Source organism: Microbacterium sp. zg.Y1084, assembly GCF_024623595.1.
Classification (GTDB): domain Bacteria; phylum Actinomycetota; class Actinomycetes; order Actinomycetales; family Microbacteriaceae; genus Microbacterium; species Microbacterium wangruii.
The window spans coordinates 277,911-304,310 of record NZ_JANJGV010000009.1; the positions used below are offsets into that span (position 1 = coordinate 277,911).

General features: G+C 71.1%; 20 protein-coding genes. 12 read left to right on the forward strand and 8 right to left on the reverse strand.

The genetic code is table 11. The features are described 5' to 3' along the window. The first annotated feature begins 169 nt into the window (after window positions 1-169). The gene (locus NQ165_RS11660) at window positions 170-1,615 is read left to right on the forward strand and encodes an MFS transporter (RefSeq protein WP_257526460.1); all 1,446 of its coding nucleotides are present in this window, start codon (window positions 170-172) and stop codon (window positions 1,613-1,615) included. A gap of 82 nt (window positions 1,616-1,697) precedes the next feature. Here NQ165_RS11660 and NQ165_RS11665 read toward each other — a convergent pair whose 3' ends face one another. From NQ165_RS11665 to NQ165_RS11675, 3 genes are read right to left on the reverse strand one after another with little or no spacing between them, the layout of a single operon-like run. Continuing rightward, window positions 1,698-2,549, reverse strand: coding sequence for an ABC transporter permease (locus NQ165_RS11665; protein WP_374679349.1), 852 nt, complete (start codon window positions 2,547-2,549; stop codon window positions 1,698-1,700). Then, the gene (locus tag NQ165_RS11670; protein ID WP_257526458.1) at window positions 2,546-3,427 is read right to left on the reverse strand and encodes an ABC transporter permease; all 882 of its coding nucleotides are present in this window, start codon (window positions 3,425-3,427) and stop codon (window positions 2,546-2,548) included. The genes NQ165_RS11665 and NQ165_RS11670 overlap by 4 nt, the downstream gene beginning before the upstream one ends. Next, the gene (locus NQ165_RS11675; RefSeq protein ID WP_257526457.1) at window positions 3,424-4,365 is read right to left on the reverse strand and encodes an ABC transporter ATP-binding protein; all 942 of its coding nucleotides are present in this window, start codon (window positions 4,363-4,365) and stop codon (window positions 3,424-3,426) included. Before NQ165_RS11675 ends, NQ165_RS11670 begins: the two co-directional genes overlap by 4 nt. Window positions 4,366-4,470: 105 nt before the next feature. On the opposite strand from NQ165_RS11675, the gene NQ165_RS11680 reads away from it, so the two are divergent. After that, entirely contained in the window at window positions 4,471-4,686 is a 216-nt protein-coding gene (locus NQ165_RS11680) for an AsnC family protein (protein WP_257526456.1), read from the forward strand. Between the two features lie 29 nt (window positions 4,687-4,715). Next, window positions 4,716-6,614, forward strand: a complete 1,899-nt coding sequence (locus NQ165_RS11685; RefSeq protein ID WP_257526455.1) for an ABC transporter ATP-binding protein — start codon at window positions 4,716-4,718, stop codon at window positions 6,612-6,614. Window positions 6,615-6,720: 106 nt separating this feature from the next. On the opposite strand, the gene NQ165_RS11690 is transcribed toward NQ165_RS11685, so the two are convergent. Beyond that, window positions 6,721-8,610, reverse strand: a complete 1,890-nt coding sequence (locus tag NQ165_RS11690; RefSeq protein WP_257533534.1) for a phosphoenolpyruvate carboxykinase (GTP) — start codon at window positions 8,608-8,610, stop codon at window positions 6,721-6,723. A gap of 103 nt (window positions 8,611-8,713) precedes the next feature. On the opposite strand from NQ165_RS11690, the gene NQ165_RS11695 reads away from it, so the two are divergent. Continuing rightward, window positions 8,714-10,156, forward strand: coding sequence for an XRE family transcriptional regulator (locus NQ165_RS11695; RefSeq protein WP_257526453.1), 1,443 nt, complete (start codon window positions 8,714-8,716; stop codon window positions 10,154-10,156). 6 nt (window positions 10,157-10,162) lie between these two features. Here NQ165_RS11695 and NQ165_RS11700 read toward each other — a convergent pair whose 3' ends face one another. Both NQ165_RS11700 and NQ165_RS11705 read right to left on the reverse strand, forming a co-directional pair. Further along, window positions 10,163-11,251 (reverse strand): winged helix DNA-binding domain-containing protein, encoded by a 1,089-nt coding sequence (locus NQ165_RS11700; RefSeq protein WP_257533536.1) that lies wholly within the window; start codon window positions 11,249-11,251, stop codon window positions 10,163-10,165. 344 nt (window positions 11,252-11,595) lie between these two features. Then, a complete protein-coding gene (locus tag NQ165_RS11705) occupies window positions 11,596-13,068 on the reverse strand; it encodes an NAD-dependent succinate-semialdehyde dehydrogenase (protein ID WP_257526449.1) in 1,473 nt (490 codons plus the stop codon). Between the two features lie 228 nt (window positions 13,069-13,296). Here NQ165_RS11705 and NQ165_RS11710 point away from each other — a divergent pair, with 228 nt between their 5' ends. After that, window positions 13,297-14,946, forward strand: coding sequence for a thiamine pyrophosphate-binding protein (locus tag NQ165_RS11710; RefSeq protein ID WP_257533538.1), 1,650 nt, complete (start codon window positions 13,297-13,299; stop codon window positions 14,944-14,946). Window positions 14,947-15,301: 355 nt separating this feature from the next. Here the strand turns inward: NQ165_RS11710 and NQ165_RS11715 are convergent, their stop codons facing one another. Next, the gene (locus tag NQ165_RS11715) at window positions 15,302-17,218 is read right to left on the reverse strand and encodes an FAD-binding monooxygenase (RefSeq protein ID WP_257533573.1); all 1,917 of its coding nucleotides are present in this window, start codon (window positions 17,216-17,218) and stop codon (window positions 15,302-15,304) included. A 144-nt stretch (window positions 17,219-17,362) separates the two neighbouring features. Here NQ165_RS11715 and NQ165_RS11720 point away from each other — a divergent pair, with 144 nt between their 5' ends. Next, window positions 17,363-18,064 (forward strand): IclR family transcriptional regulator, encoded by a 702-nt coding sequence (locus NQ165_RS11720; protein ID WP_257526447.1) that lies wholly within the window; start codon window positions 17,363-17,365, stop codon window positions 18,062-18,064. A 51-nt stretch (window positions 18,065-18,115) separates the two neighbouring features. Here the strand turns inward: NQ165_RS11720 and NQ165_RS11725 are convergent, their stop codons facing one another. Beyond that, window positions 18,116-19,501, reverse strand: a complete 1,386-nt coding sequence (locus NQ165_RS11725) for an MFS transporter (protein WP_257526445.1) — start codon at window positions 19,499-19,501, stop codon at window positions 18,116-18,118. Between the two features lie 110 nt (window positions 19,502-19,611). On the opposite strand from NQ165_RS11725, the gene NQ165_RS11730 reads away from it, so the two are divergent. The 6 genes from NQ165_RS11730 to NQ165_RS11755 all read left to right on the forward strand — a co-directional run bounded on the left by NQ165_RS11730 (window position 19,612) and on the right by NQ165_RS11755 (window position 26,284). Next, window positions 19,612-21,087, forward strand: a complete 1,476-nt coding sequence (locus tag NQ165_RS11730; RefSeq protein WP_257526444.1) for a fumarylacetoacetate hydrolase family protein — start codon at window positions 19,612-19,614, stop codon at window positions 21,085-21,087. Window position 21,088: 1 nt separating this feature from the next. Then, complete coding sequence (locus NQ165_RS11735) at window positions 21,089-21,763, forward strand: GntR family transcriptional regulator (RefSeq protein ID WP_257526443.1); 675 nt, start codon at window positions 21,089-21,091, stop codon at window positions 21,761-21,763. A 26-nt stretch (window positions 21,764-21,789) separates the two neighbouring features. After that, the gene (gene hpaE / locus NQ165_RS11740; protein ID WP_257526442.1) at window positions 21,790-23,304 is read left to right on the forward strand and encodes a 5-carboxymethyl-2-hydroxymuconate semialdehyde dehydrogenase; all 1,515 of its coding nucleotides are present in this window, start codon (window positions 21,790-21,792) and stop codon (window positions 23,302-23,304) included. Window positions 23,305-23,335: 31 nt separating this feature from the next. Next, on the forward strand, window positions 23,336-24,496 hold the full coding sequence (gene hpaD / locus NQ165_RS11745; RefSeq protein ID WP_257526441.1) for a 3,4-dihydroxyphenylacetate 2,3-dioxygenase: 1,161 nt from the start codon (window positions 23,336-23,338) through the stop codon (window positions 24,494-24,496). Between the two features lie 214 nt (window positions 24,497-24,710). Next, window positions 24,711-25,496 (forward strand): 2-keto-4-pentenoate hydratase, encoded by a 786-nt coding sequence (locus NQ165_RS11750; RefSeq protein WP_257526440.1) that lies wholly within the window; start codon window positions 24,711-24,713, stop codon window positions 25,494-25,496. After that, window positions 25,481-26,284: an HpcH/HpaI aldolase/citrate lyase family protein gene (locus NQ165_RS11755; protein WP_257533540.1), complete on the forward strand. Its 804-nt coding sequence runs from the start codon at window positions 25,481-25,483 to the stop codon at window positions 26,282-26,284. The genes NQ165_RS11750 and NQ165_RS11755 overlap by 16 nt, the downstream gene beginning before the upstream one ends. The last annotated feature ends 116 nt before the right edge of the window (window positions 26,285-26,400 follow it).

A 26,400-nucleotide genomic window follows, 5' to 3' on the forward strand; every position in this document is an offset into this window, starting at 1 on the left:
GGAAGGATTCCGACAGGGGCTTAGGATGAACAACCGTGCGGCCGCGACAACGCGGGCGCGCCCGGTGATTCAGCGCTGAGACGCCCGCCGCACCACCCTGCTCCGGACGCCTGCCACCGGACCGTCCCACCCGGACGGGCCCACCATTTGTCGACAGGTATCCTCCTCCATGTCCTCAGCACCCGCGGCATCCACCGCTCCCGCCAATCCCCGGTCGCGCGTCATCACCGCGAGCCTGGTCGGCACGACGATCGAGTTCTACGACTTCTACGTCTACGCGACCGCCGCCGTCCTGGTCTTCCCCATCCTCTTCTTCCCCACCGGCGACGAGACCACGGCCCTGCTGTCGTCGTTCGCCGTGTTCGGCGCTGCCATGGTCGCCCGCCCCATCGGCGCGGTCGTGTTCGGCCACTTCGGCGACCGGTTCGGCCGCAAGGCCACCCTCGTCGGCTCGCTGCTGACCATGGGCATCGCGACCTTCCTCATCGGTCTGCTGCCGACCTATGACGACATCGGCTGGTGGGCGGCGCTGCTGCTGCTGACGTTGCGCCTCGCACAGGGCTTCGCGCTGGGCGGCGAGTGGTCCGGCGCGGCGCTCGTGGCCACCGAGAACGCCCCGAAGGGCAAGCGCGCCTGGTACGGCACCTTCCCGCAGCTCGGCGCCCCCATCGGATTCATCATCGCCAACGGCGTCTTCCTCATCATCAACTTCGCACTCCCCCACCCCGACGGCCCCGCCCAGCGCTCTGCGGACTTCCTGGAGTGGGGCTGGCGCGTGCCGTTCCTCTTCTCCGCGGTGATGGTCATCGTCGGCCTCTGGGTGCGACTGAAGCTGGTCGAGTCCGAGACCTTCGCGAAGGCGGAGAAGACCGGTGCGATCCGCAGGTTCCCGCTCGGCGAGGTCGTCCGCCGCCACTGGCGGCCGCTCATCCTCGGCACGTTCATCATGCTGGCGACCTACGTGCTGTTCTACCTGATGACGAGCTTCACCCTGTCCTACGGCACGAAGCCGGGGCTCGAGGCCGCCGAGCAGGCCGCCCTCGACAACGGTCTGGCGTTCGACGCGGCCGCCTACGTGCCCGGGCTCGGGTTCGGATACACCGACTTCGTGATCATGCAGATCATCGGCGTGGTGTTCTTCGGCATCTTCACGCTGCTGTCCGGACCCGTCGCCGACAGCATCGGACGTCGCAAGCTGCTGCTGTGGGTCACCGCCGCCATCGCGGTGTTCGGTCTGCTGTTCAACGTCTTCCTGCTCCCGCACGCCGATCCGATGTTCACCGGCGCCCTCACGCAGGCCTTCCTGATCTTCGGGTTCATGCTGATGGGCGTGACGTTCGGCCCGATGGGCGCCGTGCTGCCGGAGCTGTTCCCGACGAACGTGCGCTACACCGGCTCGGCGATCTCGTACAACGTCTCGTCCATCCTGGGCGCGGCGCTCGCGCCGCTGGTGGCGGTGGCGCTGTGGGCAGCGGCCGACGGCCAGCCGTGGCTGGTCGGTGTCTATCTCACCGGCTCGGCGGTGCTGACCTTCATCGCCCTGATGCTCTCCAAGGAGACCAAGGACGTCGACTACGAGACCAACATCGGTCTCGGCGTCACCGGTTCGCTCTGACGCGACCGACAGCACGGCGGATGCCGCGGGGCCGAGGCTCCGCGGCATCCGCCGTTCTGCGTTCCGAAGCGTGCGACCGACGTCAGTCGAGGAACAGCGCACGCAGGCGCTTGGTGGTGAACACCAGCCCGACGACGATCATCACGACGTAGTAGAGGATGTGCCAGCCCATGTCGGGGCTCATCGCGCCGGTCGTGAACCCGCGGATCATCTCCACTCCGTGCCAGAGCGGGAACGCCATCACGATCCACTGGACGACCTCGGGGTACACCGTGATGGGGTACAGGGTCGACGAGAACAGGAACATCGGCAGCAGCACGAAATTGATCCAGTCCATGTGCTGGAACGTCTTCATGTAGCTGGTGACGGCCATGCCGAGGCTGGCGAACCCGAAGGCGATCAGCAGAACCGCGGGGATGGCGAGGATCGCCGTGGGGGCGAGGTTCAATCCCAGGATCTGCATGATGATGAGGAACCCGGTGGCGTAGAGGAGGCCCCGCAGCAGCGCGTAGAGCATCTCGCCGAGGGCGACGTCCAGCGGGCCCAGTGACGTCGACAGCATCCCCTCGTAGAGCTTGCCGTAGTTGAGCTTGAAGAAGACGTTCCAGGTGGAGTCGTACACCGCGCCGTTCATCGCCGACACCGCCAGCAGCGCCGGCGCGATGAACGCCGCGTACGACACCGCCACGCCGGCGCTGGTCTGCACGTCGCCGATGAGCGCCCCGAGCCCGATGCCCATCGAGGCCAGGTAGAACACCGGCTCGAAGAAGCCGGAGAACACCACGACCCAGCTGGACGAGCGCGCGGCGAGCAGCCCCCGCTGCACGACGGCCCAGGGGTTGCCCGCCCACAGCGCCCGCACCCCGCCGCGGCGCGCGACGGCCTCGGGCGGTCCGGCGGGCGGTTGCGGCCCCGTGGCGTATGTCGCGCTCACTTGGCGAGCCTCCGTTCGAAGAAGTGACGACCGAGCAGCCAGCCCGCGATGGCCAGCACGAGCAGGTAGCCGACGTGCACCGCGAGCATCGGCGGCAGCCCGTCGCCGTAGGTCGCCGCCCGCCCGAGCTCGGTGGCGTGCCACAGGGGCGAGATCCAGCCGATCCACTGCAGCCATCCCGGCAGCTCCGAGAGCGGATAGAAGGTGCCGGAGAAGAGGAACATCGGCATGAAGATGAACCGCTGCACCAGCGCGAACTGTCCCTTGTCGTCTTCGATCGATGCCGCGTAGGCCATGATCGGGATGCCGAAGGCGAGCCCGGCGGCGAGGCCCGCCAAGATCGACAGCCATCCGGTCGCCGGGTCGGGGACGGCACCGAAGAGCCACAGGAACAGGTAGTACAGGACGACCGTCACGACCATGCGCGCGGCGGCGCCGGCGACCACTCCCCCGGCGATCTGGGCCGAAGACAGCGGCGAGGCGCTGAAGCCGTAGAAGTACCGGCGCCACTTGAACCCGGCCATGACCGGGTAGGTGAACTCCTCCGATGCCACGGCGATCGCCGCCGTCATCAGCAGCGCGGGCGCGACGAAGACGAGGTAGTCCACCTCCTGCCCGCGGTCGACGACGGGCGCGTCGATGAGGGCGGCCAGACCCACGGCCATACCCAGCAGGTACAGCACAGGCTGCCCGAGGGCGCCGACGACGATCGTCCAGCCGTAGGCGCGCATCGCGCGCACCATGTGCTCGGTGACGTACCAGGCACCGCGGGCGCGGGGTTTGCGACCCCACTCCAGCGCCTCGGCGCGCATCTCGTCGAGCGACGGGTTCGCCGCCGCCGCCGTCTGCGGCGCCTGCGGGTCGTTCGCGGCCGTCATTCGATCAGCGACCTTCCCGTGAGCCGCAGGAACACGTCCTCGAGCGACGAGCGCCGCACCAGACTCGTGATCGGCTCGAGGCCGGTCGCCGTGACCCGCTCCAAGGCCTGCTCGCCGTCGTGCGCGTAGATGAGGATGCGGTCGGGCAGCACCTCGACCCGCTCGCCGATGCCGTGCAGCTGCGCGGCGACCTGCTCATTGCGCGCCGAGCCGAAGCGCACCTCCAGCACCTCACGGCTGGAGTGCTCGCGGATGAGCGAGGCGGGCGTGCCCTCGGCCATGATGCGCCCCTCGTCCACGACGACGAGCCGGTCGCAGAGCTGCTCGGCCTCGTCCATGTAGTGCGTCGTCAGCACGAGCGTGGTGCCGCGCTCCTTGAGCCGGAACAGGCGGTCCCACAGCACATGGCGCGCCTGCGGGTCCAGTCCCGTCGTCGGCTCGTCCAGGAGCAGGATGCGCGGGTCGTTGATGAGGCCGCGCGCGATCGTCAGCCGGCGCTTCATCCCTCCCGAGAGCTGGTCGACCTTGCTCTTGGCCTTGTCCTGCAGCTGGGCGAACGCCAGGAGCTCGTCGGCCTTCTCCGCGCACACCCGACCGGGCAGGCCGAAGTAGCGACCGTAGATGTAGAGGTTCTCGCGGGCGTTCAGCTCGCCGTCGAGGTTGTCCTGCTGCGGCACGACTCCCAGACGCGACCGGATCTCGGGCCCGTAGCGGTCGGGGTCGAGTCCGAGGATCTGCAGGTCGCCACCGGTGCGGGTCGACACCGCCCCGATCATCTTCATCGTCGTGGACTTGCCGGCGCCGTTGGGGCCGAGCAGCCCGAAGGACTCGCCCGGCGCGACCTCGAACGACAGCCCGTCGACGGCGACGAAGTCGGGCTTGCCCTTCGCACGATAGGCCTTGACGAGGTTGCGGGCGGAGATGACCGGTTCTGGCACCGCACCACAGTAGCGCCGCGCTCCGACACCGGAGGCGAGGAATGTCAACAGATGTTGACTGCGCTCCTCCCCGTCAACTATTGTTGACCCCCGAAGGAGGGCACCATGAGCGCAGACGACATCCGCACGCTGATCGGCTCACCAGGCGAGCGGGAGCCGATCGCCGAGCTGCACCGCCTGACCGAGGTGCGCCGGGAGCTCTCCCGCGCCGAGGAGGCGCAGGTGCGCCGCGCCCGCAACCTCGGGTTCTCCTGGCAGGCGATCGCCGCAGCCCTCGGCGTCAGCAAACAAGCAGCGCACAGGAAGTACGGTCGACGATGACCCCCCCACGGACGAACGAGGTATCCGCCATGTCCTCCCCCCGCCCCTCCCGCGGCCGTCGCGGTCGCAGCGCGGCCTCCGACGGCCCCCGCGCGAGCCTGAAGCAGCTGCTGCCCTTCCTGCTGGAGCACAAGCGCGTGCTCGTCGTCGTCGCAGCCCTCAGCGTGTTCGAGGCGCTCGCGACGCTCGGCCAGCCGCTCGTCGTGGGCCAGGTGATCGAGCGGGTGCAGGGCGGAGAGGTGCTCGGCACCCTCGTGTGGGTGCTGGTGGGCCTCGTCGTGGCATCCTCGCTGATCGGCGCATGGCAGCACTATCTGCTGCAGCGCACCGGCACCGCCGTGGTGTACTCCAGCCGCCGACGCCTCATCGCCCGCCTGCTGCATCTGCCCATCAGGGAATTCGACGCACGGCGCACCGGCGACCTCGTCTCACGCGTGGGCACCGACACGACACTGCTGTACGCCGTCCTCACGCAGGGGTTCGCCGACTCGATCGGCAGCGTCCTCATCTTCGTCGGCGCGATGGTCGCGATGCTCCTCATCGACCCGCTGCTGCTGCTGCTCATCCTCGTGGTGATCGGCGCGTCGGCCACCGTCGTGGGGCTGCTCAGCGGCCGCATCCGCTCGGCCACGCAGGCGCAGCAGCAGAAGGTCGGCGAGCTGTCGTCGGGGGTGGAGCGCGCGATCGGCTCGATCCGCACCATCCGCGCCGCGGGCGCCGCCGAGCGCGAGCAGCAGGCCATCGACGAGACGGCACGCGGCGCCTACGACGCCGGTGTGCGGGTCGCGAAGGCCTCGGCGCTGGTGGTTCCCGTGGCCGGGGTCGCCCTGCAGGTGTCGTTGCTCGTCGTGCTCGGCGTGGGCGGGTTCCGAGTGGCATCCGGCGCGATCTCGATCGCCCAGCTCGTCACCTTCGTGATGTTCCTCTTCTTCCTCGTGCAGCCGCTCGCGTCGTTCTTCGGCGCGATCACGTCGGTCAACCAGGCCCTGGGCGCCCTCGGACGCATCCAGGAGGTGCTGGACCTGCCGACGGAGACCGGCGACGACGCGACCATCGCCGCGGCCGCCGTGGCGCCGTCGGAGCGACCGGACGACGCCCCCGCGATCGAGTTCCGCGACGTGCGGTTCCGCTACCCCGAGGCCGTGGTCGCCGCCCGGCGCAGCGCCGAGAGCGAGGCCCTGCGCGCGCTCGCCGATGCGCACGTGGACGCCGCAGCGGTCGAGCTGGCCGATGGCGAGCACCGTGACGACGACGTGCTGCGGGGGGTGTCGTTCTCGGTTCCGGCGGGCGCCCGGGTGGCGCTGGTCGGCCCGTCCGGCGCCGGCAAGAGCACCACCCTCGCCCTGATCGAGCGGTTCTACGACCCGACCGGCGGAGCGATCCTGCTGCACGGCCGCGACATCCGCAGCCTCGACCGCGGCGAGCTGCGCGCCCAGCTCGGCTACGTCGAGCAGGACGCCCCGACCCTCGCCGGCACCATCGCCGACAATCTGCGGCTCGCCTCCCCCACGGCATCCGACGCCGAGTGCGAGCGGGTGCTGCGCGACGTCAACCTCGGCGACGTGCTCGAACGCAGCCCGCTGGGGCTAGAGGCCCCCGTGGGCGAGGCCGGCGTCATGCTCTCGGGCGGCGAGCGCCAGCGGCTCGCGATCGCGCGGGCGCTGCTGGCCGCCCCGCCGATCCTGCTGCTGGACGAATCGACGTCGTCCCTCGACGGCCTCAACGAGCAGCGCATGCGCGAGGCGATCGACGCGGTGGCCACCGGTCGCACGCTCATCGTGATCGCGCACCGCCTGTCGACGGTGGTCGACAGCGACCACATCGTGGTCATCGACCGCGGCGAGGTCGTCGGTCAGGGCACCCACTCCGAACTGGTCGCGTCGACACCGCTGTACCGCGACCTCGCGAAGCACCAGCTGCTGGTCTGACCGGGCCCGCCCTGCGCGCGCGCGAGCGCCGGGGCGGGGCGGGCGCGCAGCGACGGATGCCGCAGGGCTGCCCGCGGCATCCGCGCTGAGGCTCCCCCCGGATGCCTCAGCTCTGCTGGGCGAGCCTCAGTCGGTACCGCAGCGCGGCGAGCTCCGCCTGCAGCGTGGCCGGGACGCGACCGTCGAAGGTGCGGTAGAACTCCTCGGTGAGGTCGGCCTCCTGCAGCCACAGGTCGGGATCGATGGCGAAGAGCTCGTCGAGGTCGTCCTGGCTGACGGCCACCCCGTCGAGGTTCAGGTCCTCCACCCGCGGGAGGCGGCCGATGGGGCTGTCCACCGCGGGCACGGTGCCCTCGACCCGCCGCACGATCCAGTCGATCACGCGGGAGTTGTCACCGAAGCCCGGCCACAGGAAGCGACCATCCGAGCCCTTGCGGAACCAGTTGACCTGGAAGATGCGCGGGGCGCGGTCGAACCGCACCTTCTGCCCGACCTTCAGCCAGTGCGCGAAGTAGTCGGCCATGTTGTAGCCGCAGAAGGGCAGCATCGCGAAGGGGTCGCGGCGCAGCTCGCCGACTGTTCCCTCCGCGGCGGCGGTGCGCTCGGAGGAGATGTTCGAGCCCAGGAAGACCCCGTGCGCCCAGTCGGTGGCCTCGACCACGAGCGGAACGTTGGTCGCCCGGCGGCCGCCGAAGAGGATGACGTCCAGCGGCACGCCCTCGGGCGCGTCCCAGTCGCCGGCGATCTGCGGGCACTGCGCCGCGGCGACGGTGAAGCGCGAGTTGGGGTGGGCGGCGGGGCGGCCGCTGGCGGGCGTCCAGGGGTTGCCCTCCCAATCGGTCAGCTGTGCCGGCGCCTCATCGGTGAGCCCTTCCCACCACACGTCGCCGTCGGGGCGCAGCGCGACGTTGGTGAAGATCGTGTTTCCCCACAGGGTCTCCACCGCGGTGACGTTGGTCGACTCGCCGGTGCCGGGTGCGACACCGAAGAACCCGGCCTCGGGGTTGATGGCCCACAGCCGCCCGTCCTCGCCCGGGCGGATCCAGGTGATGTCGTCGCCGAGAGTCTCGACACGGTAGCCCGGCAGGGTGGGGCGGAGCATCGCGAGGTTGGTCTTGCCGCAGGCCGAGGGGAACGCCGCTGCGATGTGGAACGCCTTCCCCTTCGGGTCGATGACGCGGATGAGCAGCATGTGCTCGGCCAGCCACCCCTCGTCGCGGCCGATCACCGACGCGATGCGCAGCGCGAAGCACTTCTTGGCGAGGATCGCGTTGCCGCCGTAGCCGGAGCCGTACGACCACACCTCGAGGGTGTCGGGGAAGTGCACGATGTACTTCTCGTCGTTGCACGGCCACGCCACGTCCTGCTCGCCCGGCGCGAGCGGCGCGCCGACGGAGTGCACCGTCTTGACCCAGGGCTTGCCCGCCTCGATCGCCTCGAGCACGCTGCCGCCGACGCGCGTCATGATCCCGATGGATGTCACCGCGTACGCGCTGTCGGTGATCTGCACGCCGATGTGCGAGAGCGGGCCGCCGACGGCTCCCATCGAGAACGGCACGACGTACATCGTGCGTCCGCGCATGGAGCCGGCGAACAGCGGGGTGATGGTGCCGCGGATCTCGTCGGGGGCGATCCAGTTGTTCGTGGGGCCGGCGTCCTGCTCACGCTCCGAGGCGATGAAGGTGCGCGCCTCGGTGCGGGCGACGTCGCTCGGGTGCGAGCGTGCCAGGTACGAGCCGGGTCGCCACTCCGGGTTGAGCTTGATGAGCTTGCCCTCGTCGACCATCTCGCGCAGCAGAGCCTCGTTCTCCGCAGCGGAGCCGTCGACCCAGTGGATGCGGTCGGGCTGGGTCAGCGCGGCGATCTCGTCGACCCAGTTGTACAGCGCCTCGGCACCCTCGCCGGTGAGGGTGGGGCGGGCACCGTACGACACGGCCGCGGGAGCGGTGCGCGCCGGGCTCGGGGCGGGGCGGGCGAAGATGTCTGCGAGGGCCATGATCTCTCCTTCAGGGGGGAACATCCTCAGAATGACGTGCTCAAGGGGTGTCTTATCGCAATTGCGGCAGTAAGAATCTCGGATCTTTCGTTAGCATCAAGGAATGCCGACCTCCTCGATCGAACTGGCGACCCTGGGCCATCGCATCCGCCATCACCGCCTGGAGCGAGGGCTCACGCTCGACGAGCTCGGTGCGACCGTGGGCGTCGCCGGCAGCCAGCTGAGCCTCATCGAGAACGGCAAGCGCGAGCCGAAGCTGTCGCTGCTGCAGGCCATCGCGGATGCCACCGGCACCGACGTCGCGAGTCTGCTCTCCGCCGAGCCGCCCAACCGCCGCGCGGCGCTGGAGATCGAGCTCGAGCGCGCGCAGTCCAGCACCGTGTTCCGCCGGCTGGGGGTCGCGCCGGTGAAGGTGACCAAAGGGATGCCGGACGAGACCATCGAGTCGATCATCGGCCTGCACCGCGAGCTGCAGCGGCGGGAGCGGGAGGCGATCGCGACTCCGGAGGAGGCCCGGCGGGCCAACACCGAGCTGCGGCTGGCCATGCGCACCCGGCACAACCACCTCCCCGAGATCGAAGCCCTGGCGGAGAAGCAGCTGAAAGCCGCCGGACACGTGTCGGGAGCCCTCACCCACCGGACCGTGAGCATCATGGCCTCGCAGCTGGGATTCGAGCTCATCTACGCCGGCGACCTGCCGACGTCCGTCCGCTCGGTGACCGATCTCGAGAACGGGCGGATCTACCTGCCTCCGGCATCCATCCCCGGCGGTCACGGACTGCGGTCGATGGCACTGCAGGCCATGGCGCACCGGCTGCTCGGGCACCGCCAACCCACCGACTACGCCGACTTCCTGCAGCAGCGGCTCGAGATCAACTACTACGCCGCCTGCTGTCTCATGCCCGAGGCGGCATCCGTCGCCTTCCTCCAGCAGGCCAAGCGCGACCGCAACCTCGCCGTGGAGGACTTCCGCGACGCGTTCGGCGTGACCCACGAGGCCGCGGGGATGCGGATGACCAACCTGCTGACCACGCACCTCGGCATCCCGCTGCACTTCCTGCGCGTCGACGGCACCGGCGCCATCTCCCGCGTGTACGAGAACGACGGCCTGCCGCTGCCGATGGACGTCACCGGAGCGGTGGAAGGGCAGATCGTGTGCAAGCGGTTCCTCGCGCGGTCGGCCTTCGAGGAGCACAACCGCACCACCGAGCACTACCAGTACACCGACACCCCGGGGGGCACCTTCTGGTGCTCCACCCAGACCGGCAGCACCTCCGACGGCGAGTTCTCGATCACCGTGGGCGTGCCCTTCGACGACGCGCGGTGGTTCCGCGGCAGGGAGACCCCCAAGCGGGCGACATCGTCGTGCCCCGATGAGGCGTGCTGCCGTCGCCCGCCCGCCGACGTCGCCGCCCGCTGGCAGGGCAAGGCGTGGCCGAGCGCGCGCGTGCACATGCAGATGTTCTCGCCCCTGCCGCGGGGAGCCTTCCCCGGCGTCGATGACACCGAGGTGTACGACTTCCTGGAGCGGCACGCGCAGGGGTGACGGGCCTCAGGACGTGACGAACCGCAGGAAGCGCGCGAGCGCCGCGGCGACGTCGGCGGACGGCGGGGTCGCTGCGGGCGCCCCGAAGAGCCGAGCCTCCGGCGCCACCGCATGCCTGCCCGCGGCGCGGGAGTGCGACCAGACGCCGCAGACCTCCCCGTCCGCCACCAGGATCGGTCGGACCATCCCGTTCTTGGACGGCCCCACCTCGGGCAGGAAGGGGGCCGGGCACATCACGGCGCGATCGGCGTAGGGCAGATACGGCTCCTCGAAGGGCGACAGGGCCAGCACCGGGGGCGCGGTGCCGATGCGGCGGGGCGCCGGCCCCCGGCGCACGAACCGCGCGCCCCCGCCGGCACCGCCCACCGGCTCGACCTCGTCGGCGGCCGCCTCGGCAGCCGCACGCGCCACCCCGAGCGGCAGCCCCGACCACCAGGCGAAATCCCGTGCGCCTGCGGGTCCGTGTCCCGTGACGAAGCGCGTGAAGAAGGCGGCGAGCGGGTCTGCGGGGGTGTCCTGTTCGCCCGCCCACTCGTCCACCAGCACGAAGCTCTGCTCCCGCGTCGGCCCGTCTGCGCGGGGGACGACGGGGCCCTGGCAGACGACCAGCCGCGTCGAGAGCATCACCAGCAGGTGGTAGCCGCGCTGCCGCGCTGTGGAGACGCCGGCAGCCTCGAGCGCCGCGAACAGCTCCGCACGTGTGAGCCTGCCCCCTCCGCGAAGGGCTGCACGCACCGCGCGCTCGGCCCGCAGCGACTCCGCGTCGTCGATGCCCTCGGCTCGGTGCACGCCCGCCGCCTGCTGCCGCTGCCGTGCTCCGGTGAGCGAGAGCACCCAGGCCAGGTCCCGGGCGGGCACGATGTGGATCGTGCCGCGCATCGTCCACGCGCGCACCAGGTCGCCGCGGTCGAAGGCGGCATCCACGTCGCTCAGCGTCGGCGAGCCGCGGGTGCGGGCCGCCAGCGCCCACCGCCCGCCCCAGAACTCCTGAGCCTGCACGGCCAGCATGTGGGATGCCGCCTCGGCGACCGTGGCAGCCGGAGCGCTCAGCCGCTGGGAGCGCAGGCGCTCGCGGCGGAGGGAGGCGGCATCCATCCGCTCATCATGGACGACCCTGCCGACGTCCGCGGCAGGGGTCGCCGTGCACCGGTGTGCACAATGTCGCCACCACGCCCGCGCCAGGCCCGGAATGCCGCCCGCGCGGGCACCCGGCGCCGGATTCGGCGACGTTGTGCGCGCGCCCGCGCGGGCACCCGGCGCCGGATTCGGCGACGTTGTGCGCGGGGACCACGGCCACCCCGTGCGATGCGAGCCGCCCGGGCCATCCGCACTCGGCGCCGCGCGGCGTGCACGATGTCGCCACGACGCCCGCGCCAGGGCCGGAATGCCGCCCGCGCGGGCACCGGGCCCCGCCTTCGGCGACGTTGTGCGCGGGGACGTCAGGCGAAGGGGTTCGCGGTGAGGGTGTACTTCGTCTGCAGGTACTCGTGGATGCCTTCGGCGCCGCCCTCGCGCCCGAGGCCCGACATCTTCCAGCCGCCGAACGGCGCGGCCGCATTCGAGACGACCCCCACGTTCAGGCCCATCATGCCCGTCTGCAGCCGCTCGATCATCCGCTGACCGCGGCTGAGACTCTCGGTGTAGACGTATGAGACCAGACCGTACTCGGTGTCGTTGGCGATGCGAACCGCGTCGTCCTCGTCATCGAAGGGCACGATCGCCAGCACCGGGCCGAAGATCTCCTCGCGGAGGATCTCGCTGCCGGGCCGCACGTCGCTGAGCACCGTGGCGGCGAAGAATGAGCCGGGGCGGTCGATCTCGGCACCGCCGGTGCGCAGCGTGGCGCCGCGCTCGACAGCGTCGGCCACCAGCTGACCGGTCTTGGCCACCGCCTTGTCGTCGATGAGCGGGCCGATGACGACGCCCTCCTCGGTGCCGCGCCCGGTGCGGAACGACTCGACGCGCTCGGTGACCCGGCGGGCGAACTCGTCCGCGACCGCGCGGTGCACGATGAAGCGGTTGGCCGCCGTGCAGGCCTGGCCGATGTTGCGGAACTTCGCCGCGATCGCTCCGTCGACGGCCTTGTCGAGGTCCGCGTCGTCGAACACGATGAACGGCGCGTTGCCGCCGAGCTCCATCGACGTGCGCAGCACGCCCTTCGCGGCCTTCTCCAGCAGGGACACCCCCACGGGCGTCGAGCCGGTGAAAGAGAGCTTGCGCAGACGGGGGTCGGCGATGATCGCGTCGGACATCGGCCCCGACGACGCGGTCGTGACGACGTTCACGACCCCGGCGGGCAGCCCGGCATCCTCCAGCAGCTTCGCGAAGGCGAGGGTGGTGAGCGGGGTGAGGGCGGCGGGCTTGATCACGACGGTGCAGCCGGCGGCGAGCGCGGGCGCGATCTTGCGGGTCGCCATGGCGAGGGGGAAGTTCCACGGCGTGATGAGGAAGCAGGGCCCCACCGGGTGCTGGGTGACGATCATGCGACCGGTGCCCTCGGGGTTCGCCCCGTAGCGCCCGTTCGCGCGCACCGCCTCCTCGCTGAACCACCGCAGGAACTCACCGCCGTACGCCACCTCGCCGCGGGCCTCGGCGAGGGGCTTGCCCATCTCGATGGTCATGAGCAGGGCGAAGTCCTCCTTGCGCTCCTGCAGCAGGTCGAACGCGCGGCGGAGGATCTCGGCGCGCTCGCGGGCCGGGGTCGCAGCCCAGGCCGGGAACGCCGCATCGGCGGCATCCAGTGCGGCCACGCCGTCGGCGACCGAGGCGCTGGCGATGGTCTTCACGACGTCGCCCGTGGCGGGGTCGACCACATCGAGCGTCGCGCCGTCCGCAGCGGCGCGCCACACGCCGTCGATGAACAGCCCGTCCGGCACGCCGGCCAGCAGCTCGATCTCACGCTCGTCGCTCATGAAGACTCCTTCGTCGGTGGATGCCGCAGACACGCGTCACGATGATCGTATACGATCGCGTGCCGAACGCGTCCCCCTATACTCGTACCGTCCAGCGGCCGCGCGCGCCGCCGGTGCCCGAAAAAGGGGCACGCAGCCACCTCGAGGCCACGACCGACGATGGTCGCGGGCGGGTGAGCCAGACACACACGGCATCCATTCACCGTCCCTGTACCTGGAGCACCGCCCATGCCTTCCGTCTCCGCGCACGTCGCCGTCACCCTCGCCACCCAGATCGATCACGTCTTCGGGCTGATGGGCAACGGCAACGCCTGGTTCCTCGACGCCCTGGTGCGCGACACCGATGCCTCCTTCACCGCCGTGCGCCACGAAGCGGGCGCCGTCGTCGCCGCCGACGCCTATCACCGCGCCTCGGGGCGATTGGCCGCCGCCACGGCGACGTACGGCGCCGGTTTCACCAACACCCTCACCGCGCTGGCCGAGGCGGTGCAGGCGCACGTGCCGCTGGTGCTCGTCGTGGGCGACGAGCCCACATCGGGCCCCCGCCCGTGGGATGTCGACCAGATCGCCCTGGCGGCGGCGGTCGGCGCCCGCACCTACACCGTGGGACGCACGGATGCCGCCGCGACCACCGTCATCGCGATCGAGCACGCCCTGACGTACCGGGTGCCGACGGTGCTGGCGATCCCCTACGACGTGGCCACGCGCGAGGCCGGCCCCATCCCCACCGCGCCGGCGCCCGCGCTGCCGGCGCCGCTGCAGCCGTCGGGCTTCGGCCAGGCCGCGGTGGCCGAGCTCGCCCGCGCGCTGGCCGGCGCGCAGCGCCCGCTGCTGCTCGCGGGCCGGGGCGCGTGGGTCGCCGGCGCCGGGGAGGCGCTCGGGCGCATCGCCGACGCCGTGGGGGCGGCCACCGCCACCACCGCGCTCGGGCGCGGGGTGTTCCCCCGCCCGGAGTACGACCTCGGCGTGACCGGCGGGTTCGGCGCGGAGGAAGCGATGCAGCAGGTGCGCGAGGCCGACGTCGCGGTGGTCTTCGGCGCGTCGCTGAACCAGTTCACGATGCGCTTCGGCGACCTGTTCGCCCCCGGCACCCGGGTGGTGCAGGTCGACACCGCCCCGGCGGCGACCCATCCGCACGTCGGCTCCTTCGTGCGCGGCGACGCGGCCGTGGTGGCCGCCGCCCTCGCCGACGAGCTGGATCAGCTGCGACCGGCGGGGTCGGGCTGGCGGGAGTCGCTGGACGCGGCGGCGCTGCGCACCCAGGAGGCCGGTGAGCAGTTCGCCGCCGACGGTCGCCTCGACCCTCGCGCGGTGGCGGCGCGTATCGGCGAGCTGCTGCCGGAGGACCGCGTGGTGGTCTCGGACGGCGGTCACTTCATCGGCTGGGCGAACATGTACTGGCCGGTGGCCTCTCCCGACCGCATGATGATGATCGGCACCGCGTTCCAGTCGATCGGCCTGGGCTTCCCGAGCGTCCCCGGCGCGGCGCTCGCCCAACCGGATGCCACGGTGGTGCTGACCACCGGCGACGGCGGCGGCCTCATGGCGCTGGCCGACCTGGAGTCGGCGGTGCGCGTGGCCGGCGGGCGGGGCCTGGCCGTGGTGTGGAACGACGGGGCCTACGGCGCCGAGGTGAACCTGTACGGGCTGAAGGGCGTCGCCCGCGGCCCGATGATGATCCCCGACGTGGATTTCGCCGGTCTGGCATCCGCCGTCGGCGCCCACGGCGTGGTCGTGCGGGAGCTCGCCGACCTGCAGGTGCTGGCGGAGTGGACCGCCCAGCCGGCATCCGAACGCCCGTACCTGCTGCTGGATGTGCGCATCTCGTCGTCGGTCGTCGCCCCGTACCAGCAGGAGATCATCCGCGTGAACTCCTGACCCGCCCGCGTGCCCGCGGCGCGGGCGGGCGGGGCGCGGCGCGGCGCGCGCGGGCGCTGCTCCGGTGTCGCGAACGGCGGATCGCGCGAGCGGGCACCGTGCGAAAGCGACACCGGAACCGCGCGGGCACGCGAGCGCACCGCCGGGCTCCGGGTACGGCTCGACGCGCTGCTCCGGTGTCGCGAACGGCGGATCGCGCGAGCGGGCACCGTGCGAAAGCGACACCGGAACCGCGCGGGCACGCGGGCGCGCGGGCGCGCGGGCACGGCACACGCACACACGCACACGCGGCGCGCGGACGACGGCGAGGCCGTTCCCGGGAGAGGGCGGGGGGACACCTCTCCCGGGAACGGGTCTAGGCGACGGGCGCCGCCACGCCCAGCGGCGCGGTGGTGGCGCGCGAGTCGGCGGGCTCCGTCATGTGCTGGGCGAAGAAGTCCGCGAGCTCCCCCGTGGCCGACAGCGGCAGCACGTGCGCGACGTACTGGTCGGGACGAACGACGACCACGGCCCCGCCCCGGTCGATGCCGCGCAGCGCGAAGATGTCCTCGTCGGGACGCGCGGCGTAGATCTTCTCGTAGTCGATCAGCCCGAAGGGCCCCACCCGCGGCAGGAACACCGAGGGGATCTCCGCCATCTCGACCTCGGAGTGGTCCTGCTGGTAGACCGCCTTCACGTCGAACACGGCGTCGAGATCGGCATCCGCCGGGGTGAAGCGCAGAACCGGCGACGCGGATGCCGTCGCCAGCCAGTCCGCCCACTCCCGCAGCGCCGACGCGTCGCGGTCGGCGAAGGCGTAGATGCGCCACCGGCCGTCGGCCCGGGCGTGGTGGCCGAGGTGGGCGGGCACCGCGTCGCCGATGCGCACGACGGGCGCCGACTTCAAGCGTTTGCCGACGGGGAAGCCCGTGGCCAGGTCCTGGTGCGTCGCCTCGCCGACGATCATCGACGGCCGGTACTGCGTCATGAACCCGGCGGGGAACTCCGCCGTGGCCGTGTAGAACTCGGCGAGCTCCTCGGGACTGTCGAACTCCTCAGGCTTCTTGGCCATGAGGCTCGACCACTCCTTGTCGAAGTCGATCAGGTTCTGCGCGATCTCCTGCCGCTCCGCGGAGTACGTCGACAGGAGCGTCTCGGGCGCCCGCCCGGTGAGCACCGATCCGAGCTTCCAGCCGAGGTTGAACCCGTCCTGCATCGACACGTTCATGCCCTGGCCGGCCTTGGCGCTGTGGGTGTGGCAGGCGTCCCCGCAGATGAACACGTGCGGGGTGCCGTCCTGGCCGGGATCGATGTCGTCGAACTTGTCGGTCACACGGTGCCCGACCTCGTACACCGACCACCAGGCGACGTCCTTCACCTCGAGCGTGTACTGCCCGAGGATCGCGTTGGCCTTGGCGATGATCGTCTCCAGCGGGGTCGTGCGCACCTTGCCGTTGTCGCCTTCGGGCACCTCGCCCAGGTCGACGTACATGCGGAACAGGTGGCCGCCCTCGCGGGGGATGTGCAGGATGCTGCCGTGCTCGGACTGGATCGCGCACTTGATGCGGATGTCGGGGAAGTCGGTGACCGCCAGCACGTCCATCACGCCCCACGCGTGCCGGGACTGGTCGCCGATGTGCCGACGCCCGATCACCTGGCGCACCTTGCTGCGCGCGCCGTCGCAGCCGACGACGTACCGTGCGCGCACCGTGCGCTGCTGACCGGCGTCGGGTCCATCCGTGCGCTCCAGCGTGACCGTGACGGGGCGGTCCCCCTCGCCGACCTCGAGCGAGACGAACTCCCAGCCGTAGTCGGGGGTGATGCGTGCCGGCGAGGTCGCGGCGACCTCGCCGAAGTAGTCCAGCACACGGGCCTGGTTGACGATGAGGTGCGGGAACTCGCTGATGCCGTGGGGGTCGTCGTCGGCGCGCGCGGTGCGCACAATGCGCGAGCGGTCGGTGGTGTCCGGTGCCCAGAAGTTCATCTCGCTGATGCGATAGGCCTCGGCGGTGATGCGCTCGGCGAAGCCGAAGGCCTGGAACGTCTCGACGCTGCGCGCCTGGATGCCGTCGGCCTGCCCGATCGCCAGGCGGCCGGGACGGCGCTCGACGATGCGGGTCGTCACGGAGGGGTACTGCGCCAGCTGGGCGGCCAGCAGCATGCCGGCGGGTCCGGATCCGACGATGAGCACGTCCATCTCGTCGGGAAGCTCGGCGGGCCGGTCGAGGCCCGTTCCCGCCGCGGGCTGCACGCGCGGGTCGGTGGAGACGTAGCCGTGGTGGTGGAACTGCATCGTCGTCGATTCCTTCCTCGGACGCGACGTCATGCGTTGACGTCGTCGTCATCGTGTTCTATATTCGAACACGTCGTTCTACTATTGAACAGATCGTATACGACCGGTTGCGCTGCGGCAAGCATCCGGCGGAGAGGACGCCCCGTGCCCGAGGCCCCCGCGTCACAGACCCTGAGCCGCGGCATCCGCATTCTGGAAGTGCTCGCGGATGCGCCCGGCCCCCTCACGATCGACGAGGTCGCGGCGCGCCTGGAGGTGCACCGCTCCGTGGCCTACCGGCTGGTGCGCACCCTCGAGGACCACGGACTGGTCTCCCGCGACGCGTCCGGCCGACTGACGCTCGGCGCGCGCATGGCCGCCCTCGCCGCCGGCGTGGCCCACGACCTGCAGGCCGAGGCCCTCCCCGAGCTCACCGCCGTCGCCAACGAGCTCGGCATGACCTGCTTCCTCGCGGTGCTCGATCACGACCAGTGCATCACCCTCGCCAGCGTCGAGCCGCGACATGCCGTCGCGTCGGTGGCACAGCGCCCGGGGGCGCGGCATCCCATCACCGTGGGGGCGCCCAGCAAGGCGATCCTGTCGACCCTGGCTGCCGAGCACTGGCCGGTGCCGCTGCCGGCGGCGCTCGCCGACCAGGTCGCCGCCGCCGCCGAGCGCGGCTACGCCACCAGCGCCGACGAGGTCATCCCGACGGTGCAGTCGGTGGCGGTGCCGCTGCGGCTGCGCGCGCCGGCGCGCCCCGCGGCGATCGCCGTCGTGCACGTGGGCGGCCGGGCCGACCACGCCGCCATCGCGCGGCGGCTGCAGCGCTCGGCCGACGCGATCCGCGAGGCCCTCGACGGGTGACGACGAAGGGCTCGGATGCCGCGGCATCCGAGCCCTCCGCATCGCGCGGGGTCAGGCCCTGGACATCCCGTAGATCGGGCTCTTGGCCTGCTCCTGCTCGTGGTCGGGGCCCAGCGGAATGCCGCTGCGGTCGCGCAGCAGCAGCGTGGCCACGAGCCCGAGCAGGGTCATGCCGGCGAGGTAGAAGGTCACGGCATCGGTCGACCCGGTCGCCTGCACCAGCGCCTGCGCGATGGTCGGGGCGAACGCACCACCGAGGATCGCGCCGATCGCGTACGAGATCGACACTCCCGAGAACCGGATGGATGCCGGGAACAGCTCGGCGTACAGCGCCGCCTGCGGCCCGTAGGTGAACCCGAGGCCGGCGGTCAGGAGCACCAGCCCCAGGGTGAGCAGCCCGATGCTGCCGGTGTTCACGAGCGGGAACAGGGCGAACACACCCGCGAGCTGCAGCGCCCAGCCGACGAGGTACGTGTTGCGGCGGCCGATCTTGTCTCCCGCCCAGCCGGCGATCCAGGTGAAGACCAGCCACGACACGGCGGAGATCGTGACAGCGCCCAGCACATCGGCGGTCTGCAGACCGACCGGACCCTCGGGGTCGGTCGCGTAGCGCTGGATGTAGCCGCCGGTGGTCATGTAGCCCACGGCGTTGTTGCCGGCGAACACGAGCGCCGCGACGATCACCAGCAGCGCGTGCTTGCGGAACAGCTGCACGATCGGCATGCGCGTCTGCTCCTTGCGCTCGGCGAGCTCGGTGAACACCGGGCTCTCCTCGACCTTCTTGCGCACGTAGTAGCCGATGAGGATCAGCACGAACGACAGCAGGAACGGGATGCGCCAGCCCCACTCGAGGAAGGCGTCGCCCGGAGCGATGACGGCCATGAGGCCGAGCATGCCGCTGGCCAGCAGCAGACCCAGCGGCACGCCGATCTGCGGCGAGGCGCCGAACAGGCTGCGCTTGGCCTTGGGCGCGTGCTCGACGGCCATGAGCACGGCGCCGCCCCATTCGCCGCCCGCGGAGATGCCCTGAAGGATGCGCAGGAAGATCAGCAGGGCGGGGGCGGCGATGCCGATGGCGGCGTACGTCGGCAGCAGACCGACGAGGGTGGTCGCGACGCCCATCAGCATGAGCGTGAGCATCAGCACCAGACGGCGGCCGTACTTGTCACCGAGGTGCCCGGCCAGGAAGGCGCCGAGCGGGCGGAACAGGAAGCTGATGCCCACGGTGATGAACGAGAGGATCTGCGCGAACTCCTCGCCGGCGGGGGCGAAGAAGAGCTGGCCGAAGACCAGGCCCGCGGCGGAGGCGTAGAGGAAGAAGTCGTACCACTCGACGGTGGTACCGACCACCGTGGCGAAGACGACCCTTCTGCGGTCCTTCGCGACGGCGATTGTGCCGGTAGGGGTGAAGCCCGAGGTGGGCGTGGGGTGACTCATCGTTGTGACTCCCAAAGGTGACGGCTCTGTCTTGTGTCGGGTCCACCGGGGTTGCCGGTGGTGGCATGATCATATACGATTTCGGATACGACGCAAGGGCGAGGGAGCTCATGACCATCGACACCACCACCGATCCCCGGTTCTCCGGCCTTCCCGGCCGCCCCGGCAAGATCATCGCCGTGCACCTGAGCTACGAATCGCGCGCAGCCCAGCGCGGGCGCCGCCCCGCCGCCCCGTCGTACTTCTTCAAGGCATCCAGTTCGGTCGCCGCCACCGGCGGAACCGTCGAACGCCCGGAGGGCACGGAGCTGCTCGCCTTCGAGGGCGAGATCGCGCTCGTGATCGGCACGGCCGCGCGGCGCGTCTCCCTCGCCCGCGCCTGGGAGCACGTCGGCTGGGTCACCGCCGCCGACGACCTGGGGCTGTACGACCTCCGCGCGGCAGACAAGGGCTCCAACGTGCGTTCCAAGGGCGGCGACGGGTTCACCCCGATCGGCCCCAGCCTGATCGATGCACGCACCGTCGAGCCCACCGAACTGCGGGTGCGGGCATGGGTCAACGGCGAGCTGCGACAGCACGGCACGACGGCGGACCTCATCTTCCCGCTGGCCCAGTTCGTCGCCGATCTCTCCCAGCACTTCACCCTCGAGCCGGGCGACGTGATCCTCACCGGCACGCCGGCGGGCTCCTCGGTCGTCCAGCCCGGCGATGTCGTGGAGGTCGAAGTGGATGCCCCCGAGTCCGGCGCCACCTCCGGTCGCCTCACCACCACCGTCGTCGCCGGCCCCGCCGTGCCGTTCGATCCGCAGCTGGGCTCGCTCCCCCGCGTCGACGACACCCAGCGCGAAGAGGCGTGGGGCTCCCGCGACGCCGCCGGCCTGCCGACGACGGGTCTGGACCCGGCGCTGCGCGCCCAGCTCGAGCGCATCCCCGTCGCCGCGCTCTCCCAGCAGCTGCGCAAGCGCGGCCTCAACAACGTGACGGTCGACGGGGTGCGCCCCACCCACCCCGACCAGAAGCTCGTCGGCACCGCCAAGACGCTGCGCTTCGTCCCCGGCCGCGAAGACCTGTTCGCGGCGCACGGCGGCGGCTACAACGCGCAGAAGCGCGCCTTCGACGCCGTCGACGAAGGCGAGGTCCTCGTCATCGAGGCCCGCGGCGAAGCGGGCTCCGGCACGCTCGGCGACATCCTCGCCATCCGCGCCCGCGTCCGCGGCGCCGCCGGGATCGTCACCGACGGGGGCGTCCGCGACGCCGAGGCGGTCGCCGCCGTCGGCATCCCGGTCTACTCCGCCGGCGCCCACCCCGCTGTGCTCGGCCGCAAGCACGTCCCGTGGGAGACCGACGTCGCCGTCGCGTGCGGGGGCACCACGGTGCTGCCCGGCGACATCATCGTCGGCGACGCCGACGGCGTGATCGTGCTTCCGCCCGCCCTCGCGCAGGAGGTCGCCGATGCGGCGCTCGCGCAGGAGGAGGAAGACGCGTGGGTCGCCCGGCAGGTCGCCGCGGGGAACCCCGTCGACGGGCTCTTCCCCATGAACGCGCAGTGGCGCGCGCGGTACGACGCCGAGCGGGCGGGGTCCTGACATGGATGCCGTCAGCAAGTCGCAGCGCGCCTACCAGTGGATCAAGGAGCGCATCGCCGCCCAGGAGTTCACGCCGGGCTACCGGCTGGTGCTGGGCACGATCGCCGGCGAGCTCGACATGAGCGTGGTGCCGGTGCGCGAGGCGATCCGCCAGCTGGAGGCGGAGGGACTGGTGACCTTCGAGCGCAATGTGGGTGCCCACGTGTCGATGGTCGACGACTCGCAGTATCGCTACAGCATGCAGGCGCTGAGCGTGCTGGAGGGCACGGCGACCGCGCTGGCATCCCGCGCCATCACCGAGTCCGACATCCGGGACGCCCGGGCGATCAACGAGCAGATGGTGCAGCGTCTGTCGGACTTCGAGCCGCGCGCGTTCACCGCGCTCAACCAGCGCTTCCACGAGATCCTCTACGCCCGCTGCGCGAACCCGCGCCTGCTCGAGCTCGTGCAGGCCGAGTGGGCACGGCTCGGACATCTGCGCGACTCGACCTTCACCTTCGTGCCCGGCCGCGCACAGGAATCGGTGCGCGAGCACGAGGAGATCCTGCGCCTCATCGAGCGCGGGGCCCCCCTCGGCGACATCGAGCAGGCCGCCCGTCGACACCGGGTGGCCACCCTCGACGCCTACATGATCCACGAACACCCCGACGAGACGCTCCGTCTCCCGGCCTTCTGACCTTTCGCCGACCTGGAGGAACCGACATGACCGACGCCCCCGCGCTGGACCGCCGCCACGTCCCCGCCGACCTGCCCGAGCGCATCCGCCACTACATCGACGGCACATTCGTCGACTCGGTGGACGGCGACACGTTCGATGTGCTCGAGCCGGTGTCCAACGAGACCTACGTCACCGCCGCCGCCGGCAAGAAGGCCGACATCGACCTGGCCGTCGCGGCTGCCCGCCGGGCGTTCACCGACGGGCCGTGGCCGAAGATGCTGCCGCGCGAGCGCTCGCGCGTGCTGCACCGCATCGCCGACCTCGTGGAGTCGCGCGACGCCCGGCTGGCCGAGCTGGAATCCTTCGACTCGGGCCTGCCGATCACGCAGGCCCTCGGTCAGGCCCGCCGGGCCGCCGAGAACTTCCGCTTCTTCGCCGACCTGATCGTGGCGCAGTCCGATGACACGTTCAAGGTGCCCGGACGCCAGATCAACTACGTCAACCGCAAGCCGATCGGCGTGGCCGGGCTCATCACCCCGTGGAACACCCCGTTCATGCTCGAGTCGTGGAAGCTCGCCCCGGCGCTGGCCACCGGCAACACCGTCGTGCTCAAGCCCGCCGAGTTCACACCGCTGTCGGCGTCGCTGTGGGCCGGGATCTTCGAGGAGGCGGGGCTGCCGCAGGGCGTGTTCAACCTCGTCAACGGCCTGGGCGAGGATGCCGGCGACGCACTGGTGAAGCACCCCGACGTGCCGCTCATCTCGTTCACCGGCGAGAGCTCCACGGGCCAGCTGATCTTCGCCAACGCCGCGCCCTACCTCAAGGGTCTGTCGATGGAGCTCGGCGGCAAGTCCCCCGCGATCGTCTTCGCCGACGCCGACCTCGAGGCGGCGGTGGATGCCACGATCTTCGGCGTCTTCTCCCTCAACGGCGAGCGCTGCACCGCCGGCAGCCGCATCCTCGTTCAGCGCGACATCTACGACGAGTTCGTCGAGCGCTACGCCGCGCAGGCGCGGCGCGTGAAGGTCGGCTATCCGCATGACCCGGCGACCGAGGTCGGCGCCCTCGTGCACCCCGAGCATTTCGAGAAGGTCATGGGCTACATCGAGATCGGCAAGACCGAGGGACGCCTCGTCGCCGGCGGCGGCCAGCCCGAGGACTTCGCGTTCGGCAACTTCGTCGCCCCCACGGTGTTCGCCGACGTGTCGCCGGAGGCACGCATCTTCCAGGAGGAGATCTTCGGACCGGTCGTCGCGATCACGCCGTTCGACACCGACGAGGATGCCCTGCGCCTGGCCAACGACACGAAGTACGGCCTGGCCGCGTATGTCTGGACCAACGACCTCAAGCGGGCCCACAACTTCTCGCAGGCGGTCGACGCGGGCATGGTGTGGCTGAACTCCAACAACGTGCGGGACCTGCGCACGCCGTTCGGGGGCGTCAAGGCCTCCGGCCTCGGCCACGAGGGCGGCTACCGCTCGATCGACTTCTACACCGACCAGCAGGCCGTGCACATCACCCTCGGCAAGGTGCACAACCCGACCTTCGGCAAGAACTGACCCACTCCGCCCGGATAGCAAGGACGCTGACATGACCCACCGCGACGACATGACCCTGACCTCCTCGGGCTTCTACGTCTCCCAGGAAGCCCCCATCCAGACCGACGACCCGGTGCCGACCCCCTCGGTTCCCGCGCCGGACATCCTGCGCTGCGCCTACATGGAGCTCGTGGTGACCGACCTCGCGGCATCCCGCGAGTTCTACGTCGACGTGCTCGGCCTCTACGTGACCGAGGAGGACGACACCGCGATCTACCTCCGCTCGACGGAGGAGTTCATCCACCACAACCTGGTGCTGCGCAAAGGCGACGTCGCCGCGGTCGCCGCATTCTCCTACCGCGTGCGGTCGGCGGAAGACCTCGACAAGGCGGTCGCGTTCTACACCGAGCTCGGATGCCGCGTGGAGCGGCGTCCCGAAGGATTCGTGAAGGGCATCGGCGACGCGGTGCGCGTGCAGGACCCGCTGGGCTTCCCATACGAGTTCTTCTTCCAGACCGAGCACGTCGAGCGCCTCGCCTGGCGCTACGACCTGCACACCCCCGGCGAGCTGGTGCGCCTGGACCACTTCAACCAGGTGACCCCCGACGTCCCCCGCGCGGTGAAGTTCATGCAGGACCTCGGCTTCCGCGTGACCGAGGACATCCAGGACGACGAGGGCACCGTGTACGCCGCGTGGATGCGCCGCAAGCCCACCGTGCACGACACCGCCATGACCGGCGGCGACGGCCCGCGCATGCACCACGTCGCCTTCGCCACGCACGAGAAGCACAACATCCTGGCGATCTGCGACAAGCTCGGCGCCCTGCGCCGCTCCGACGCGATCGAGCGCGGACCGGGCCGCCACGGCGTCTCGAACGCCTTCTACCTGTACCTGCGCGACCCCGACGGGCACCGCGTGGAGATCTACACGCAGGACTACTACACCGGCGACCCCGACAACCCGGTGATCACCTGGGACGTCCACGACAACCAGCGCCGCGACTGGTGGGGCAACCCGGTCGTGCCGTCGTGGTACACCGAGGCGTCGCTCGTGCTCGATCTCGACGGCAACCCGCAGCCGGTCGTCGCGCGCACCGACAGCAGCGAGATGGCGGTGACCATCGGCGCCGACGGGTTCTCGTACACGCGCCCCGGCGAGGACACGCTGCCGGAGTACAAGCAGGGCGAGTACAAGCTGGGCCACCAGCTCTGACCCCCGGTCGCCCTCGGTCGTTGAGCGAGCGCAGCGAGACGAAACGCCCCACACCCACCGCACCCGCCGGGTCGTTGAGCGAGCGCAGCGAGACGAAACGCCCCACACCCGCGGCGTTTCGTCTCGCTCACTGCGCTCCCTCGCTCAACGACCACCCCAGCGAGACGAAACGCCGCCCAGAACCCGTACGCTGACCACACCGAAGGAGACACCGATGCTGGATGCCGACACGATCGCCGCGATCGCGGACGAGCTCGCCGAGGCTGACCGCGTGCACGGCGTTATCCCCCGCATCACGGCCCGCTACCCGCAGGCGACGGTCGAGGACTCCTACGCGATCCAGGGCGTGTGGCGCGACAAGAACCTCGCCGCCGGGCGCCGCCTGGTGGGCCGCAAGATCGGACTGACCTCGAAGGCGATGCAGCAGGCCACCGGCATCACCGAGCCGGATTACGGGGTGATGTTCGACGACACCGTCTACCCCAGCGGGGCGGAGATCCCCGTCGATCACTTCTCGAACGTGCGCATCGAGGTGGAGCTGGCGTTCGTGCTCAAGCACGCGCTGTCGGGCCCCGACTGCACGCTCGAGGATGCCCTGGCTGCGATCGACTACGCCGTGCCGGCGCTGGAGGTGCTCAACTCGCACATCGAACTCGACGGCCGCACGATCGTCGACACGATCGCGGACAACGCCGCCTATGGTGCGATGGTGCTCGGCGACGTGCACAAGCGGCCCGACGAGATCGACCTGCGCTGGGTTCCCGGGGTGCTCTCCCGCAACGGCGAGATCGAGGAGACCGGCGTCGCCGCGGGGGTGCTCGGCCACCCCGCCACCGGCGTCGCGTGGCTGGCGAACAAGTTCCACGCCCACGGCGCCTGCCTCGAGGCGGGCGAGATCATCCTGGCGGGATCGTTCACCCGGCCGATGTGGGTGAGCCGAGGGGACATGGTCCGCTGCGACTACGGTCCGATGGGAGTCATCGAATGCCGCTTCATCTGACACCGACCTTCCGCCATGACCTGGCCGGGGCGTCCCGCCCGCTCGCCGGCATCTGGGTGTGCACGGGCTCACCGCTGGTCGCCGAGATCTGCGCCGGGTCCGGGATGGACTGGGTGCTCATCGACATGGAGCACTCCCCCAACGGACTCGCCTCGGTGCTGGCCCAGCTGCAGGCCGTCGCCGCCTACCCGATCACGCCGGTCGTGCGCGTCCCGGCAGCCGATCCGGTGACGATCAAGCAGGTGCTCGACCTCGGGGCGCAGAACATCCTCGTGCCGATGGTCTCGTCGGCCGACGAGGCGCGGTCCGTCGTCGCTGCGGCGCACTACCCGCCGCGGGGGATCCGCGGAGTCGGCTCGGCCCTGGCCCGCTCGGCCCGGTGGAACCGCGTCGACGGCTACCTCGCCCACGCGTCCGACCATGTGTCGGTGTTCGTCCAGATCGAGACGGCCGCCGGCGTCGACGCCGCGGCCGAGATCGCCGCCGTCGACGGCGTGGACGGGATCTTCGTCGGCCCCTCCGACCTCGCCGCCTCCCTCGGCGTGCTCGGTCAGCAGTCGCATCCCGACGTCCTCGCCGCCGTGGAGCGGGCTTTCACCGCCGTCCGCGCGGCGGGAAAGCCGGTCGGGGTCAATGCGTTCGACCCCGCCGCCGCCGAGGCCTACCTCCGCGACGGGGCGTCGTTCGTCCTCGTCGGGGCCGATGTGGCGCTGCTGGCGAGGGGATCCGAGGCGCTGGCGGAGCGGTGGTGCGCCGTGCGCGATGACGGGCCGACCGCCTCGTACTGACTCCGCCACGGCTGATTATGAGAGTTCGATGAGAGTCTCCAGCCGACCTGCGCGTGTCTGTTCAGGTGGAACGTAGGTTCTCCATACCGAACACTCAGGTTCGCTGACGGAGGCCT

Excerpts from the sequence above, each read along its gene's own strand:
- hpaE (WP_257526442.1), top strand. The coding sequence starts at position 21,790 with ATGACCGACGCCCCCGCGCTGGACCGCCGCCACGTCCCCGCCGACCTG.
- hpaD (WP_257526441.1), top strand. The coding sequence starts at position 23,336 with ATGACCCACCGCGACGACATGACCCTGACCTCCTCGGGCTTCTACGTC.
- NQ165_RS11695 (WP_257526453.1), top strand. The coding sequence starts at position 8,714 with ATGCCGACCTCCTCGATCGAACTGGCGACCCTGGGCCATCGCATCCGC.
- NQ165_RS11750 (WP_257526440.1), top strand. The coding sequence starts at position 24,711 with ATGCTGGATGCCGACACGATCGCCGCGATCGCGGACGAGCTCGCCGAG.
- NQ165_RS11755 (WP_257533540.1), top strand. The coding sequence starts at position 25,481 with ATGCCGCTTCATCTGACACCGACCTTCCGCCATGACCTGGCCGGGGCG.
- NQ165_RS11690 (WP_257533534.1), bottom strand. The coding sequence starts at position 8,610 with ATGGCCCTCGCAGACATCTTCGCCCGCCCCGCCCCGAGCCCGGCGCGC.
- NQ165_RS11735 (WP_257526443.1), top strand. The coding sequence starts at position 21,089 with ATGGATGCCGTCAGCAAGTCGCAGCGCGCCTACCAGTGGATCAAGGAG.
- NQ165_RS11730 (WP_257526444.1), top strand. The coding sequence starts at position 19,612 with ATGACCATCGACACCACCACCGATCCCCGGTTCTCCGGCCTTCCCGGC.
- NQ165_RS11680 (WP_257526456.1), top strand. The coding sequence starts at position 4,471 with ATGAGCGCAGACGACATCCGCACGCTGATCGGCTCACCAGGCGAGCGG.
- NQ165_RS11715 (WP_257533573.1), bottom strand. The coding sequence starts at position 17,218 with ATGCAGTTCCACCACCACGGCTACGTCTCCACCGACCCGCGCGTGCAG.
- NQ165_RS11710 (WP_257533538.1), top strand. The coding sequence starts at position 13,297 with ATGCCTTCCGTCTCCGCGCACGTCGCCGTCACCCTCGCCACCCAGATC.
- NQ165_RS11725 (WP_257526445.1), bottom strand. The coding sequence starts at position 19,501 with ATGAGTCACCCCACGCCCACCTCGGGCTTCACCCCTACCGGCACAATC.
- NQ165_RS11700 (WP_257533536.1), bottom strand. The coding sequence starts at position 11,251 with ATGGATGCCGCCTCCCTCCGCCGCGAGCGCCTGCGCTCCCAGCGGCTG.
- NQ165_RS11705 (WP_257526449.1), bottom strand. The coding sequence starts at position 13,068 with ATGAGCGACGAGCGTGAGATCGAGCTGCTGGCCGGCGTGCCGGACGGG.
- NQ165_RS11660 (WP_257526460.1), top strand. The coding sequence starts at position 170 with ATGTCCTCAGCACCCGCGGCATCCACCGCTCCCGCCAATCCCCGGTCG.
- NQ165_RS11670 (WP_257526458.1), bottom strand. The coding sequence starts at position 3,427 with ATGACGGCCGCGAACGACCCGCAGGCGCCGCAGACGGCGGCGGCGGCG.
- NQ165_RS11685 (WP_257526455.1), top strand. The coding sequence starts at position 4,716 with ATGTCCTCCCCCCGCCCCTCCCGCGGCCGTCGCGGTCGCAGCGCGGCC.